The organism is Labrenzia sp. OB1 (genome assembly GCF_001624695.1).
In the GTDB taxonomy this organism is placed as follows: Bacteria; Pseudomonadota; Alphaproteobacteria; order Rhizobiales; family Stappiaceae; genus Roseibium.
In genome coordinates this window covers 226,245-239,602 of record NZ_JSEP01000004.1, presented here as the reverse complement: position 1 = coordinate 239,602, position 13,358 = coordinate 226,245, and the positions used below count along the sequence as shown (strand labels likewise).

At 60.4% G+C, this 13,358-nt stretch carries 14 protein-coding genes; 2 read left to right on the top strand and 12 right to left on the bottom strand.

The window, feature by feature from the left end; all coding sequences use genetic code 11:
* Position 1: 1 nt before the first annotated feature.
* Entirely contained in the window at positions 2–718 is a 717-nt protein-coding gene (locus OA90_RS07600; RefSeq protein ID WP_068409059.1) for an outer membrane beta-barrel protein, read from the top strand.
* Between the two features lie 163 nt (positions 719–881).
* Here OA90_RS07600 and OA90_RS07595 read toward each other — a convergent pair whose 3' ends face one another.
* Together OA90_RS07595 and msrA are read right to left on the bottom strand one after the other, a co-directional pair.
* Positions 882–1,403: a hypothetical protein gene (locus tag OA90_RS07595; RefSeq protein WP_068409058.1), complete on the bottom strand. Its 522-nt coding sequence runs from the start codon at positions 1,401–1,403 to the stop codon at positions 882–884.
* Positions 1,404–1,520: 117 nt separating this feature from the next.
* On the bottom strand, positions 1,521–2,165 hold the full coding sequence (gene msrA / locus OA90_RS07590) for a peptide-methionine (S)-S-oxide reductase MsrA (RefSeq protein ID WP_068409056.1): 645 nt from the start codon (positions 2,163–2,165) through the stop codon (positions 1,521–1,523).
* A 391-nt stretch (positions 2,166–2,556) separates the two neighbouring features.
* Between msrA and OA90_RS07585 the strand changes: the two genes are divergently transcribed.
* On the top strand, positions 2,557–3,468 hold the full coding sequence (locus tag OA90_RS07585; RefSeq protein ID WP_068409054.1) for an aminoglycoside phosphotransferase family protein: 912 nt from the start codon (positions 2,557–2,559) through the stop codon (positions 3,466–3,468).
* A 151-nt stretch (positions 3,469–3,619) separates the two neighbouring features.
* Here the strand turns inward: OA90_RS07585 and OA90_RS07580 are convergent, their stop codons facing one another.
* From OA90_RS07580 to OA90_RS07535, 10 genes are all read right to left on the bottom strand, one after another.
* Entirely contained in the window at positions 3,620–4,402 is a 783-nt protein-coding gene (locus OA90_RS07580; RefSeq protein ID WP_068409052.1) for a succinate dehydrogenase iron-sulfur subunit, read from the bottom strand.
* A gap of 64 nt (positions 4,403–4,466) precedes the next feature.
* Entirely contained in the window at positions 4,467–5,309 is an 843-nt protein-coding gene (locus OA90_RS07575; RefSeq protein ID WP_208986024.1) for an FkbM family methyltransferase, read from the bottom strand.
* 13 nt (positions 5,310–5,322) lie between these two features.
* Positions 5,323–7,149 (bottom strand): succinate dehydrogenase flavoprotein subunit, encoded by a 1,827-nt coding sequence (gene sdhA, locus OA90_RS07570; RefSeq protein WP_068409051.1) that lies wholly within the window; start codon positions 7,147–7,149, stop codon positions 5,323–5,325.
* A gap of 5 nt (positions 7,150–7,154) precedes the next feature.
* Positions 7,155–7,538, bottom strand: coding sequence for a succinate dehydrogenase, hydrophobic membrane anchor protein (sdhD, locus tag OA90_RS07565; protein WP_068409049.1), 384 nt, complete (start codon positions 7,536–7,538; stop codon positions 7,155–7,157).
* A 10-nt stretch (positions 7,539–7,548) separates the two neighbouring features.
* Positions 7,549–7,947, bottom strand: coding sequence for a succinate dehydrogenase, cytochrome b556 subunit (gene sdhC / locus OA90_RS07560; protein WP_068409048.1), 399 nt, complete (start codon positions 7,945–7,947; stop codon positions 7,549–7,551).
* Positions 7,948–8,398: 451 nt separating this feature from the next.
* A complete protein-coding gene (locus OA90_RS07555) occupies positions 8,399–9,346 on the bottom strand; it encodes a glutaminase (RefSeq protein ID WP_068409046.1) in 948 nt (315 codons plus the stop codon).
* 63 nt (positions 9,347–9,409) lie between these two features.
* The gene (locus OA90_RS07550) at positions 9,410–10,090 is read right to left on the bottom strand and encodes a sulfate transporter family protein (RefSeq protein ID WP_068409044.1); all 681 of its coding nucleotides are present in this window, start codon (positions 10,088–10,090) and stop codon (positions 9,410–9,412) included.
* A gap of 160 nt (positions 10,091–10,250) precedes the next feature.
* A complete protein-coding gene (gene recR, locus OA90_RS07545; protein ID WP_068409042.1) occupies positions 10,251–10,862 on the bottom strand; it encodes a recombination mediator RecR in 612 nt (203 codons plus the stop codon).
* Positions 10,863–10,977: 115 nt separating this feature from the next.
* Entirely contained in the window at positions 10,978–11,343 is a 366-nt protein-coding gene (locus OA90_RS07540) for a YbaB/EbfC family nucleoid-associated protein (RefSeq protein WP_068409041.1), read from the bottom strand.
* Between the two features lie 45 nt (positions 11,344–11,388).
* The gene (locus tag OA90_RS07535; RefSeq protein WP_208986032.1) at positions 11,389–13,281 is read right to left on the bottom strand and encodes a DNA polymerase III subunit gamma/tau; all 1,893 of its coding nucleotides are present in this window, start codon (positions 13,279–13,281) and stop codon (positions 11,389–11,391) included.
* Positions 13,282–13,358 lie beyond the last annotated feature (77 nt).

Genomic DNA, 13,358 nt, shown 5'->3' with positions numbered 1-13,358 from the left:
AATGCGCATCATATCCGTTGTCGGATTGTTTCTTCTTGGCTCTACTGTCACCGCCTTGGCCGCGGACGTGCCTGTCGCCAATTTCGGCACAGTGGAACACCTTCGCCTGGAACGCTCCGGCTGGTCCGGCTTCAGCGGCGTCCTCTTTGCCGGAGGCGCGTTTCTGAACGTTTCGGGAACCGCAGAGTCCAGATATAACACCAACAAAGAGAGCAATTTTGAACGGTCCGGGGCATTCGGCGGTTCGATCGGCTATGATCATCAGTTCGACCAGTTGATATTGGGCGCTCATCTGGAGGGCATGATCACCAATTTTCGCAGCGACGCGTCGAAAGATCTTTCCGTGCAGGGCAAGTGGCTGAGTTCGGGGACTGTTCGTCTCGGCTTCGATGCCGGGAGGTTCATGCCGTATGTTTCCGCCGGCCTCGGCTACGGCCGACTTCAGGTGGGCCACGAGACACGCGCCATGCTCGCCGAAGACGATTTGTTTACGCCGCCAGCGGCGCGCATGCTGGAATCCTCCTATTCCAAGACAGCCCTCGCACTGGTGCTCGGGGGCGGGGTCGAAGCCCGTATCAACGACGGATTTTTCGCGCGCGCGGACTACAAGCACTTCCGGTTTGACGAGATCCAGTTCAATATGAATGAGCTTTCGACGGTGATGACGGCAAGCAACAATATCGACGTGTTCAATGTCGGCCTTGGCTACCGCTACTGATCGCTGATTCCAGAGCTGCCGCTTCAAGCGGATTGATTGTTTCAGAAGGGCGCCCGAGGCACCGTTTGCCTTGCATATCCGTTCGGGTGATCTCTGAATTCAGAGCAACGCAACATGATCTGGGGCACAACCACCAAATATTGGGTAATTTGATGGATGTTCTCTAGCCGTCTCCGCGCAGACACAATTGATATACGCCGGCAAGGTCGTCCAGAGTATCCGCACCGGGATGCGCGAGGAAGCCGTTGATGACCTCGCGCAACGCCAGATGGATCTGGCGATGCTGACGCAGGCGCCGGTAGGACTTGCCGAGAGTATAGATCTGATCGATTTCCTCCCGCGAGAAGAGATCGAGACCGGCAATGCCCAGCACGACACCCAGATCCGCATTGGTTCGCCGCGACAGATCATGTGCAATGAGAAACCCGAAGAGGCCGGTCACGAACCGGTTTTCGTAAGACAGGTCGTCGAAATCGCGATCGGCTGTCGTGAGCACCAGCCTCATGATCGCGACAGTGGCCGCGGCGGCAAACTCTGTCGGTGTGTTGGTGTCACGGATTTCCAGCCCGGCGGCTTCCAGCAGGCCGGCGGTCTTCAAGCGCAGTCGGTCTTCCGTTTCGACAGCTCTGAGTTCCGAAATGAATTCCGGCTCCCTTAATGAGGGACTTCCAAACAAACCAAGCATGACACCGTCCTTCCAGACGCGAGCCCACCCTAAAAAATGTAGGTCACAAATTCCCCAACCGCAAATTTAAAGTGGCCGACCCCGCCGGATCCTCGCGGATCCGGCCGCGGGAGAGCCTCAGGTTCCTGACTTCGGCAGCCCTGAAAAAGCTTCCGCGCCCCAGACGGCTTTCACCTGCGCGTCGCGGCCACAGGCCTTGCGATAGCCCTTGTAGGCGTCGGCCCGGGAGACATACCCGAAGCGTGTCAGCGTGCGCACGCCGCTCTTGTAGTAGTTCTGATGATAGTCCTCGGCCGGCCAGAAGACCGCGGGCTGCTCGACCGGAGTAACAACCTTTGAACCGAGTGCCTCGCGTGCCCGGGCAATTTCCTCTTCGGCCTGTTTTGTCTGCGCCGCGTCGAGCGGATAGAGCGCCGAGGAATACCCATGGCCGCGATCGCAGAACTGACCGCCCGCATCCGTCACATCGATCGTTCGCAGAAAAACTCCGACCAGGTCGCCATAGCTGATCCGGCTTTCGTCGAAATCGACTTTCACCACCTCCCGGTGGCCGCCACGCTCGTAATTCTTGTAGGTGGGGTTCTGCGTCGTTCCGCCGGCATATCCCGAGACGACTTCACGCACGCCGGGAAGGGCTTCCAGATCCGATTCCACGCACCAGAAACACCCGCCTGCAAGGATCGCGGTTTCCGCCTGCGCCTGCGCGTAGGGGGCTGCTGCTGCAAAAGCAGCAACGACAGATAGCGGCAAAAGGCGCTTCATGTATGATCCTCCATCGGTTTCCATTAGAGGTACGCAATTCGGGAGCCGAAACAACTCAACTCCCTGGCGCATCCTTGCACAAGAACGTGAAGCCAACGTGAGCGGTTCCACGTCTTACCGCCCTCCGAATGCACGGTGACATGCCGTCATCTGCGGTTTCATGCGATGGAGCTTCTGGCCGGTGAGGTGCAGTGCTCTGCTCCAAAAACCGGATTGCTTTCGCCTGGCGCTTTCCGTCACATTTCGCGATCCGGGACAGGTATGAAACCGCCTGAAGGCATCGGGATTTACGCAGGCGCAGAAGACGTTCATCTTGATGCAAAGGGTGAAGCGCTACGGTCCCGGCTGGAATTCGCGAAGATTGATGCTTTGAAACGCTGTGGGTCAAGAGATGAAAATCGACGAACAATTGGTTGCGAATCTCGTCCGTCACCAGTGTCCTCATTTGAGTCATTTGCCAATTGCTCCGGTCAAGAAACAAGGCTGGGACAACAGAACTTTTCGGCTCGGCGAGGATCTCAGCGTACGCTTGCCAAGCAACGCGTCCTATGCCGATGCGGTGGAGAAGGAAGCAAATGCGCTGGCCACACTCGGCAAAAATCTGTCTGTTGAGGTTCCTGAAGTGGTGGCTGTCGGAGAGCCGAGCAAAATATTTCCGCTGCCTTGGTCAATTCGGCGCTGGGTCAAGGGAGACACGCTGGAGAGCAGCGCAGGTGTGGACCAAACCGCCCTCGCATTTTCGCTCGGCAGCACTCTTGCCGAACTGAGAAACATCCCGACAGGCAACGGCCCATATGCAGGAAAACACTCTTTTTATCGGGGGTGCCATCCCAGCGTCTATGGCCATGACGTGCAAAAGAGCCTGGAGATTCTCGAAGGCAAAGTGGATGCTTCTCTATGCCTCGAAATTTGGCAACGCAGCGTTACATCGGCCTGGAACGACGCACCGGTCTGGTTCCACGGTGATGTGGCAATCGGGAACATCGTCGTTGACAAAAACACCGTGAAAGCGCTCATCGATTTCGGGACGTGCGGACTCGGTGACCCGGCCTGTGACTTCGTTATGGCCTGGACATATTTTGACGTCAAAAGCCGCAGGGACTTTCGATCCGCCTGCGCAATCGATGAAGACACCTGGCAAAGAGCGCGCGGCTGGGCACTATGGAAAGCACTGGCATGCCTTTCGGGGCTGTCGAGTCCCGATGTCGATGGCGTGCAATCACGAGCCTTGCGAAACATCTGTGATGAAGAGGTTCTTGACCGGCAATCGCCCGAAGCCCGCCGGCCCGTACGCTCGCAATGACCGAGGAGAAACCCATCGCCTTGGCGGAATGGGCACCTTTGCGCGCTGATCACCCGTGTTTGCAACGGACTGCCTGAGGCACTCCACCGGTTGATCGCCAAGTTCAGGGCCGGTTCGCGCCATGCATGGCGCGAACCGAAAATGACGTCCGTTAGACCCGGCGTTCGACCATCATCTTCTTGATCTCGGCGATTGCCTTGGCAGGGTTGAGCCCCTTCGGACAGGCCTGGGAGCAGTTCATGATGGTGTGGCAGCGGTAGAGGCGGAACGGATCTTCCAGATCGTCCAGACGCTTGCCGGTCGCCTCGTCGCGGCTGTCGATCAGCCAGCGGTAGGCCTGAAGCAGAACTGCCGGGCCGAGATAGCGGTCGCCGTTCCACCAGTAGGACGGGCAGGAGGTCGAGCAGCAGGCACACAGGATGCACTCATACAGACCATCCAGTTTCACCCTGTCATCATGGGACTGAAGCCACTCCTTTTCCGGCGCCGGCGACACGGTCTGAAGCCACGGCTCGATGGAGCGGTGCTGAGCATAGAAGCGGGTCAGGTCCGGCACGAGATCCTTCACCACCGGCATGTGCGGCAGCGGGTAGATCTTGACCACGTCGGCGGCGACCTCGTCCATGCCCTTCGTGCAGGCCAGGGTGTTGGTGCCGTCGATGTTCATCGCGCAGGACCCGCAGATGCCCTCGCGGCAGGACCGGCGGAACGTCAGGGTCGGGTCGATCTTGTTCTTGATGAAGATCAGGCCGTCCAGGACCATGGGGCCGCAGTCGTCCGCGTCTATGAAATAGGTATCGACCCGGGGGTTGCGCCCGTCGTCCGGGTTCCAGCGATAGATGCGGTACTCACGCAGGTTGGTAGCGCCTTCCGGCTTGTCCCACACCTTGCCTTCCGTCACCTGGGAGTTCCGGGGAAGCGTCAGCTGAACCATATCGTTACTGCTCCGCGTTGGGCCCTGGTTTCGCGTCCGGGCCGGTTGGTCTTCTGGCTTGAGCTCAAAGCTCGAAGACCATGTTGTCATTCGTCCGGCCGGTCACCTGGTAGCCCCGGTTTGCCAGTTCGTTCAGGCAATCCTCGGACCAGTAGGGCCGGCAGTTGGTTTCAAGAAGGATCACACGGGGCCAGAGGTCCCTGTCCACGTGCCGCAGGAAAGGAAGAACCACCCGGTCCTCGAACCCTTCCACATCCACTTTCAATACGTCGATCTTGCGCAGACCCAGCTCGTCGGTCAGGGCCGTCAGCGGCCGGACCTTGACGAAAGTCGGCGACCAGTCGCCTGCCCATTCCCCGGTGGTCAACTCCTTGACGAAGGTGGAGAAGCCGCAATTGCTCGGTTCCTGCCACAAGGGCAGCGTGTCGTCGCGCGGCCCCACGGCGGAGCGCACGACCGTGACATTGTCCAGCAGATCGTTGGCCCGCACGTTGAAAGTCAGTTTGTCCGCCGTCTGCGGATTGGCTTCAATCGCGACCACCTGCGCGCCGAGGCCGGCGGCGAAGATCGCATAGGACCCGATATTGGCGCCGACATCGACGAACACCTTGCCCTCGCCCAGATGAGGCGCGATCAGCCTGTGTTCCTCGCGTTCCGGCAGACGCCCCTTGGACAGGATCTTGCGGTCGTCGTAATTCTCGCCCGGATAGATGCGGAATTTCAGACCGTCGGCTTCCAGATCGTAAGGCCCCTTGAAAAGCCGCGCGACCAGCGCGCGGACGCGCTTGCGCAGACCCATCGAAAGTTCATGCCTGTCGGCAAGGCGCCAGGCAGCACGCACCATCCGCTCGACCGGATAGGTGCCGAACGGACTTCTTGTGTCCAGAAGTGTTGCTGCCTCGCTCAATCGACCGCTCCCGTCAGTAGACCCGCGCTTTCGGCGCGATCTTCTTCGGGTCGATACCACCTTCTTCCAAGGTGGTCAGCGGATCGGTCACGACCGGGCGATAATCCAGCTTGATGTCACCGGCCTCGTCCACCCAGGCAAGCGTGTGCTTGCGCCAGTTCACGTCGTCTCGGCCGGAGAGCGGGCCGTCCTTGAAATCCTCGCGGGCATGGGCGCCACGACTTTCCTTGCGGGCTTCGGCGCCGTAGACGGTGGTAATCGCATTGGCCATCAGGTTTTCCAGCTCCAGCGTTTCCACCAGATCGGAATTCCAGATCAGCGACCGGTCGGTCACCTTGAGATCCTTGCGCTCTCCCCAGATCTCCGACAGACGCTTGCAGCCCTGCGCCAGGCTTTCCTGGGTGCGGAAGACGGCAGCGTCCTCCTGCATGGCATGTTGCATCTTGTCGCGCAGGTCCGCCGTCGGGATCGATCCGTTGGCATTGCGGAGACTGTCGAAGCGCTCCATGATCTTGTCGCAGCTCGCCTCGTTCGGCGTCGGTATGGCGGCGTTCCTGTCGATCACCTGACCCGCCCGGATGGCGGCGGCGCGTCCGAACACCACGAGGTCGGTCAGCGAGTTCGAACCGAGACGGTTGGCGCCGTGGACGGATGCGCAGGCCGCTTCGCCGACAGCCATCAGACCCGGCTGGATGCGGGTCGGATTGTCACCATCCGCGTTCAGCACCTCACCCCAGTAATTGGTCGGAATGCCGCCCATGTTGTAGTGAACGGTCGGCAGGACCGGGATCGGTTCCTTGGTCAGATCCACACCGGCGAAAATCTTCGCCGATTCGGAGATGCCCGGCAGACGTTCCGCCAGCAAGGCCGGATCGAGGTGATCCAGGTGCAGGAAGATATGGTCTTTTTTCGGTCCGACACCTCGGCCTTCGCGGATCTCCATGGTCATGCAGCGGGAGACAACGTCGCGGGACGCCAGATCCTTGGCCGATGGCGCGTAACGCTCCATGAAGCGTTCGCCTTCGGAGTTGACAAGATAGCCGCCCTCGCCGCGCGCGCCTTCGGTGATCAGGCAGCCCGAGCCGTAGATGCCGGTCGGGTGGAACTGGACGAATTCCATGTCCTGAAGCGGCAGGCCGGCGCGTGCCACCATGCCGCCGCCGTCGCCGGTGCAGGTATGGGCTGACGTCGCCGAGAAGAAGGCCCGGCCGTAGCCGCCGGTCGCCAGAACCACCGTCTTGGCCGCGAAGCGGTGCATCGTACCGTCGTCGAGGTTCCAGGCGATCACACCCTGGCAGACACCGTCGTCGGACATGATCAGGTCGAGTGCGAAATATTCGATATAGAACTCGGCGTTGTGGCGCAGGGACTGGCCGTAAAGCGTGTGCAGGATGGCATGACCGGTCCGGTCGGCCGCGGCGCAGGTGCGCTGCACGGGGGGGCCTTCACCGAAATTCTGCATGTGGCCACCGAACGGGCGCTGGTAGATCGTGCCTTCCTCTGTCCGCGAGAAGGGCACGCCGTAATGCTCCAGCTCGTAAACGGCTTTCGGAGCTTCACGGGCAAGGTACTCCATGGCGTCGGTGTCGCCGAGCCAGTCGGACCCTTTCACCGTGTCGTACATGTGCCACTGCCAGCTGTCCGGCGTCATGTTGACGAGAGAGGCCGCAATGCCGCCCTGAGCGGCAACTGTGTGCGAGCGGGTCGGGAAGACCTTGGTGATACAGGCGGTCCTGAAGCCCTGCTCGGCCATACCGAGTGCCGCGCGCAGGCCTGCGCCGCCAGCGCCGACAACGACCACATCATAGGTATGGTCGACGAATTCGTAAGTCTTGGCCATCCGGGTCAGCCTCCAAAGCCGATCTTGAGCACTGCGAAGATGCAGCCGAAACCGATAAAGACGCAGAAGAAGGAGTTCAGCATCAGGGAAAGGAACTTGATGCCTTCGCCATGCACGTAATCCTCGATGATCACCTGCATGCCGAGCTTCATGTGATAGACACCGGAGAGGATCACCAGAAGCAGGACAATCGAGACCAGCGGGTTTTTCAGCGTGTCGATGACCTCTGCGTGGGTGGACCCCTGCATCGCGATCACCATGATCACGAAAAAGCTGATCAGGAAGACATTGGCGAAAGCGGTGACATGCTGCTTCCAGTAATGATCGGTGCCTTCCTTGGCGGAGCCGAGGCCGCGGACCTTGTTCAGCGGCGTGCGCAAATCTTTCATGACGCTCTCCTTAACGAACCAGGTAACCGATGACCCAGAGCACCAGGGTCAGGGAAACGGAACCGATGATGGTGGCCCTGGCCATCCATTCCCGGGCTTCCTTGCCGAATCCGGCGCCCATGGCCCAGATCAGGTGACGGAGGCCGCCGAGCATGTGATGCACCAGCGCCCAGGTGAAGCCGAAAAGGACCAGCCGGCCCAGGATGGAGCCGTATATGTCGTTGACGAAATCGAAGTAGGACGGGCCGGCCGCGGCGGCGATCAGCCACCAGGCCAGAAGGATCGTGCCGAAATACAGCGCCGCGCCCGTGATGCGGTGCAGGATCGACATAACCATCGTCAGAATGGGTTTATAAATCTGAAGATGGGGCGACAGCGGGCGGTTGCCCCGCAGATCGGCGTTCGACATGGAATTCCTCTCCCGTACGACGCTGGATCAACAAGTTTTCACATGGACACATATGAAAGCATAATAGTTGATCGATCTTAAAAATTCCGAGCGGCATGGAATCGGGAAAAACCGGTTGATAGACACTCTGCCGAAAGCCCGATTGCCGCATACAGCGGTTTTTCCTGAGTTCAGTCGCCTTAGCTTACGTTCGCGTAAACGTAAGCAAATCAAAGCGTTGTTCAGAAGGGTTCTAGCGCCAACGCTTCGAAAGGTCAAAAGATCCTATAGGGCTAATTGCACCGAAACCACTTTTGAATCGTTTTAAATAGGGACTGCGACAAATCTTCCCTACCAGGGTGTGAATACACATATGGATAGGAAACGGTAAAACACGGCCGGAAAAGTCCGCCGACGGGGTTCCTAAAGGTCAAGCAGGCTTCCTGTGGGTGTTTCATCATTTCGTTGTCAGTTATGAGTTTACCTGCTGGTCAGCCGCCTGCACCCTGTGCGGAACGCCGAAGACGGACCATCCGGTTCTGTGCGAAAAGGTCTGCATGGCTTCTGTTCCAAGCTTGGAATTGCCATAAGGATTAAGCCCGGGCGACCAGACCGCAATCGAGGCCCTGCTTGGCGAAATCACAAGGATCCCGCCTCCGACACCACTCTTGCCGGGCATGCCGACACGAAATGCGAAGTCCCCGGAGCCGTCATAATGGCCGCAGGTCATCATCAGCGCATTGATGCGCCGGCGGCGTTCAACCGAAACGAGTTCCGGCATCCCGGGCGCGTCCACCAGAAAACGGCCCGCCATCGCCAGTTGCCGGCAGGTCATCTCGATCGCGCACTGATGACTGTAGGTGCCGATCACCTTGTCGACCGAAGTCTGTAGATTCTCGAACGATGCAAGATAGTGGGCCAGGGAAAGATTGCGATGGGCGGTGGCGATCTCCGACCGGGCAACCGTTTCGTTCATGTGGATGCCGTCGTCGTCCGCTGCCGCACGGATGAAGTGCAGCAGTTCCCCCAGCGCTTCGCGCGGCCTGGAGTTGGCCAGATAGGTATCGGTGGTCACCAGAGCGCCGGCATTGATGAAGGGATTGCGGGGAATGCCCTTTTCCCGCTCCAGGAGAAGAACCGAATCGAAGGACAGTCCGGAGGGTTCCCGGCCGACACGCCGCCAGAGTTGCTCACCGACCCTGCCGAGCGCGAGGGCGAGCGCGAAAACCTTGGAAACCGACTGGATCGAAAACGGCACATCGGCCTCCCCGGCTGAAAACAGCTTTCCATCCACAGTGGCGACCGCGATTCCAAATTGGCCGGGGTCTATTCCGGCAAGTTCGGGAATATAGGTGGCGACCTTTCCCTTGTCCGCTTCGGCTGCCGCAGCCTCGGCTATTTCGTTCAACAACGCCTGCATGTGGCTCTCCGTTTGGGAGACCTTTGCAGAAAGAGGAGCGAAAAAGCTAGAGCCGGGAGACAATCAGGTCCCGGAACCACCAAACTGCCGGGCTGCCAGACGCTTGAAGAGGTGCATCATGAAGATGGTCGCGAAGATCGGTGTGATCAGGTTGAGGATCGGCACAGCCAGCAAGGCGGCAATCACCAGCCCGCCCAGAAACACGGTGCCGCCGCGCGCCTTGCGGAACGCCTTGGCCTCGGCGGGGGGCATGAAACGCATGGCGGCAAATTCGAAGAACTCACGGCCGAGCAGATAGCCGTTCACCAGAAAGAAGGCGATCAGGTTGACGCCCGGGACCAGAAGCAGCAGCAGGGCAAACAGGTTGCCGAGCACCACCACGCCCGTGAACTTGATCGTCTGACCGACAGACTGCGCCAAAGGCAGGGCTGTTCCGGGCCCGTCACCCGGATAGTCGCGGGTTTCTACGATGCCGGCAATCTCGTCCTGAAAGAAACCGGCGAAAAGAGCGGAAATCGGTGCGATCAGGAAGCCCAGCACAAAGATCGCGCCGATGCCGGTGAGAACCGACAGGGCCGTATCCATCCAGCCATAGGGAAGCTCGACGAAATTCGCGACCAGCCCCTGAAGGGCAATCCAGATCACCAGCAGAACGCCGAGGGTGAAACCGAGCAGCTTCCAGAAGATCGCCCGGAAGGGCGGCTCGAAAACCTGGGACATGGCACGGGAGGCAGCCTGGAACATGGAACCTTCAACGATCTGTGAATGACCGTGTCGACATAAGTGCGCAGCGATGGCGATGCAAGGCCGGAGCCTGCGGCGGCGAGGATCATATCGGCGTTGTCTGCCTCTTTATCCCGACGCGTGTTGTTCTGTCTCGGCTCTTATTTTGCAATTCGATCAGTCAATCGAACCGCGTCCGCGCCTTCAGCGCCTGTGTGAGCGTGCCTTCGTCGAGGTAATCGAGCTCACCGCCGACGGGAACGCCATGTGCCAGCCGGGAAACCCGGACATCAAGATGCGAGAGCTGGTCCATGATGTAGTGGGCCGTGGTCTGCCCCTCCACGGTGGCGTTGATCGCCAGGATGATCTCGTTGAAGCCCTCGGCAGCACAGCGGTCGATGAGGGAAGCCAGATTGAGGTCGTCGGGGCCGATGCCGTCGAGCGGCGACAGCGTGCCGCCGAGAACATGATAGCGGGCGTTGACCGCTCCGGCCCGTTCCAGCGCCCACAGATCGGCGACATCCTCGACCACCACCAGGACGTCCTGCTCGCGCCTGGGGTCAGAGCAGATGGTGCAAGGGTCCGAGGTATCGACCGTGCCGCAGGTGGTGCAGATACCGATCTCGGCCACAGCGACGCCCATGGCGTCCGCCAGCGGAACCAGGAGCTGGTCCTTTTTCTTGATGAGATGCAGGGCGGCGCGGCGGGCGGAGCGCGGGCCAAGACCCGGCAGCTTTGCCAGAAGCTGGATCAGCCGCTCGATTTCCGGACCAGCAACACTTTTCTGCGCCATGATGTTCTCTTCAACGAAGGTTTCAACGGCCCCGAGAGGCCTCTCCCCTCATCCCGCCTCACTGGCTCTTTCTCCCCGTGAGAGAAGGAAACGCGGCAGCTGCCGGCAAGAACCGTCAGAACGGCAGTTTCATGCCTTCAGGCAGGCCAAGTCCGCCCATGAGTTCCTGGGTTTTTTCCTGGATCGCCAGATCGATTTTCACCCGGCCATCGGCGTGGGCCGCGATGATCAGATCCTCCAGAATTTCAACCTCGTCCTCCTTCAGGAGCGAAGGGTCGATATTCAGGCTCTTCAGATCGCCCTTGCCGTTGAGACTGAGCTTCACCAGCCCGCCACCGGAAGTTCCCTCGGCCTCGATCTCGACGATCTGGTCCTGCAGGGAGCCCATCTGGGACTGCATTTCCTTGGCCTGCTTCATCATCTTCAGGAAATCCACGGAACTTCTCCTTTTAACACCTGATCTCGCCAGCACCCGCCGCATGCCGTTTGTCTTGGGGTCAGCATTTAGAAGAACAATGATCGCAGATCAATCGTCTTCGTCATCACCGAGCGCTTCGTTCAGCAGTGGATCGTTCAAAAGCGGGTCCGCAAGGGCCGCTTCATCTTCCTCGCTGGCCTGCACCTTCACGTCGACGACCTTCGCTCCGGGAAACTGGCTGAGCAATGCGGCGACAGTCGGATGAGATCTGGCATCGGACAGAAGCTGCTGCTGGTTGGCTTCCTGTTCCTCGTGAATGGTCGGGCGCCCCTGGGTGCGTGAAACCGCCACGAACCAGCGCTGGCCCGTCCATTCCGTCAGCTTGCGGCCGAACTCTCCGGCGATATCGGCCGGCGCGTCCTCGGTCGGCTGGATCTCGATCTTGCCGGGCTCGAATTTCACCAGCCGCATCTGCCGCTGGATTTTGACCTTGAGCGGAATGTCGCCCTTTTCAGAGGCAAGAGCGACGCAATCCTGAAGGCTTCGCAGAGTATGGGCCGGTGGCGCACTCTCCTGCGGTTGCGGCACGGCCTGTTGTTGCGGCATCCCGCCCTGAATGGTCGAGAGCTGAGGTCTTGCCCCACGCTCCTGCGAATCTGCCCCTTGCATGGTGGGGCCGTCGCCCTGCATGCCGGAACCGCGTGGCATGCCGACGGCGATGGCCTGCGCCCCGCCGCCATGGGGCGCTCCTCCGCCTGCCGGAGCGCCGGATGACGGAGCGCCGCCCTGGGGCGCGCCTCCCTCAAGCGGATTCCTGCCATTGCGGATCTGCTCCATCAGATCGCCCGGGTCGGGCAGATCGGCGGCATAGGCAAGCCGGACCAGAACCATGTCGGCGGCGGCCAGAGGCTTGGCGGCGGCGTGAACTTCCTGCACGCCTTTCAGAAGGATCTGCCAGGCACGGGAGAGCAGCCGGACGGAGAGCTTTTCGGCAAATTCCCGGCCACGGCTGCGTTCCGCCTCGGTCACGGACGCCTCGTCCGCCGATTTCGGCGCCACCTTCATGCGCGTCACAAGGTGGGTGAAATCCGCCAGATCGGTCAGCACGATGGCGGGATCGGCCCCGACCTCGTACTGTGCCTGCAGTTCGCCCAGCGCCTCGTCGATACGGCCGGCCATCAGATGCCCGAACAGATCGATCACCCGGGCGCGGTCGGCAAGACCCAGCATCTGGCGCAGGTCTTCCGCCTCGATCGCGCCGCCCCCGTGCGCCATCGCCTGGTCGAGAAGGGAGAGCGAATCGCGCGCCGAGCCTTCGCCTGCACGGGCGATCAGCATCAGGGCGTCGTCGGAGATCCGGATGTTTTCCGCATCCGAGATGCGGCGCAGCAGTGAAATCAGCTTCGATTGCTCTATCCGGCGCAGATCGAAGCGCTGGCAACGGGAGAGAACCGTGATCGGAACCTTGCGGATTTCCGTTGTGGCGAAAATGAACTTCACATGTTCGGGCGGCTCTTCCAGCGTCTTCAGGAGACCGTTGAAGGCAGCATTGGAGAGCATGTGCACTTCGTCGATGATATAGACCTTGTAACGCGCTGTCGCCGGGCGGTAGCGCGCCGCATCGATGATCTCGCGGATGTCGCCGATGCCTGTGTGGGAGGCGGCGTCCATCTCGATGACATCGACATGGCGGCCTTCCATGATCGCCCGGCAGTGCGTGCCTTCCTGCTCGAGCCTGACGGTCGGCTTGTCGGCCGTGCCGGGAACCTCGTAGTTGAGGCCGCGGGCGAGGATACGGGCGGTTGTGGTCTTGCCGACCCCGCGCACACCGGTCAGCATCCACGCCTGGGCGATGCGTCCGGTGTCGAACGCGTTTTCCAGCGTTTGCACCATCGGTTCCTGGCCAACCAGATCCTCGAAGGTTTTCGGGCGGTACTTGCGCGCAAGAACGCGGTAAGCTCCATCCTTCGAAGCCGGTTTGGCAGTGTCGTGATCGCTCATCGGACCGGGCGCTGCTGCGGCGCCGTCCTGCGGAAAGCCTGTGTCATCCATGGGCTGCACCATAGCGATTTTTTTGC

Bases quoted from the DNA above. Each gene is read 5' to 3' on its own strand.
- OA90_RS07595 (WP_068409058.1), bottom strand. From the start codon at position 1,403: ATGCTTGGTTTGTTTGGAAGTCCCTCATTAAGGGAGCCGGAATTCATT.
- OA90_RS07580 (WP_068409052.1), bottom strand. From the start codon at position 4,402: ATGGTTCAGCTGACGCTTCCCCGGAACTCCCAGGTGACGGAAGGCAAG.
- recR (WP_068409042.1), bottom strand. From the start codon at position 10,862: ATGGCGCAGAAAAGTGTTGCTGGTCCGGAAATCGAGCGGCTGATCCAG.
- sdhD (WP_068409049.1), bottom strand. From the start codon at position 7,538: ATGAAAGATTTGCGCACGCCGCTGAACAAGGTCCGCGGCCTCGGCTCC.
- OA90_RS07555 (WP_068409046.1), bottom strand. From the start codon at position 9,346: ATGCAGGCGTTGTTGAACGAAATAGCCGAGGCTGCGGCAGCCGAAGCG.
- sdhA (WP_068409051.1), bottom strand. From the start codon at position 7,149: ATGGCCAAGACTTACGAATTCGTCGACCATACCTATGATGTGGTCGTT.
- OA90_RS07550 (WP_068409044.1), bottom strand. From the start codon at position 10,090: ATGTTCCAGGCTGCCTCCCGTGCCATGTCCCAGGTTTTCGAGCCGCCC.
- OA90_RS07540 (WP_068409041.1), bottom strand. From the start codon at position 11,343: ATGCGGCGGGTGCTGGCGAGATCAGGTGTTAAAAGGAGAAGTTCCGTG.
- OA90_RS07585 (WP_068409054.1), top strand. From the start codon at position 2,557: ATGAAAATCGACGAACAATTGGTTGCGAATCTCGTCCGTCACCAGTGT.
- msrA (WP_068409056.1), bottom strand. From the start codon at position 2,165: ATGAAGCGCCTTTTGCCGCTATCTGTCGTTGCTGCTTTTGCAGCAGCA.
- OA90_RS07535 (WP_208986032.1), bottom strand. From the start codon at position 13,281: ATGAGCGATCACGACACTGCCAAACCGGCTTCGAAGGATGGAGCTTAC.
- OA90_RS07600 (WP_068409059.1), top strand. From the start codon at position 2: ATGCGCATCATATCCGTTGTCGGATTGTTTCTTCTTGGCTCTACTGTC.
- sdhC (WP_068409048.1), bottom strand. From the start codon at position 7,947: ATGTCGAACGCCGATCTGCGGGGCAACCGCCCGCTGTCGCCCCATCTT.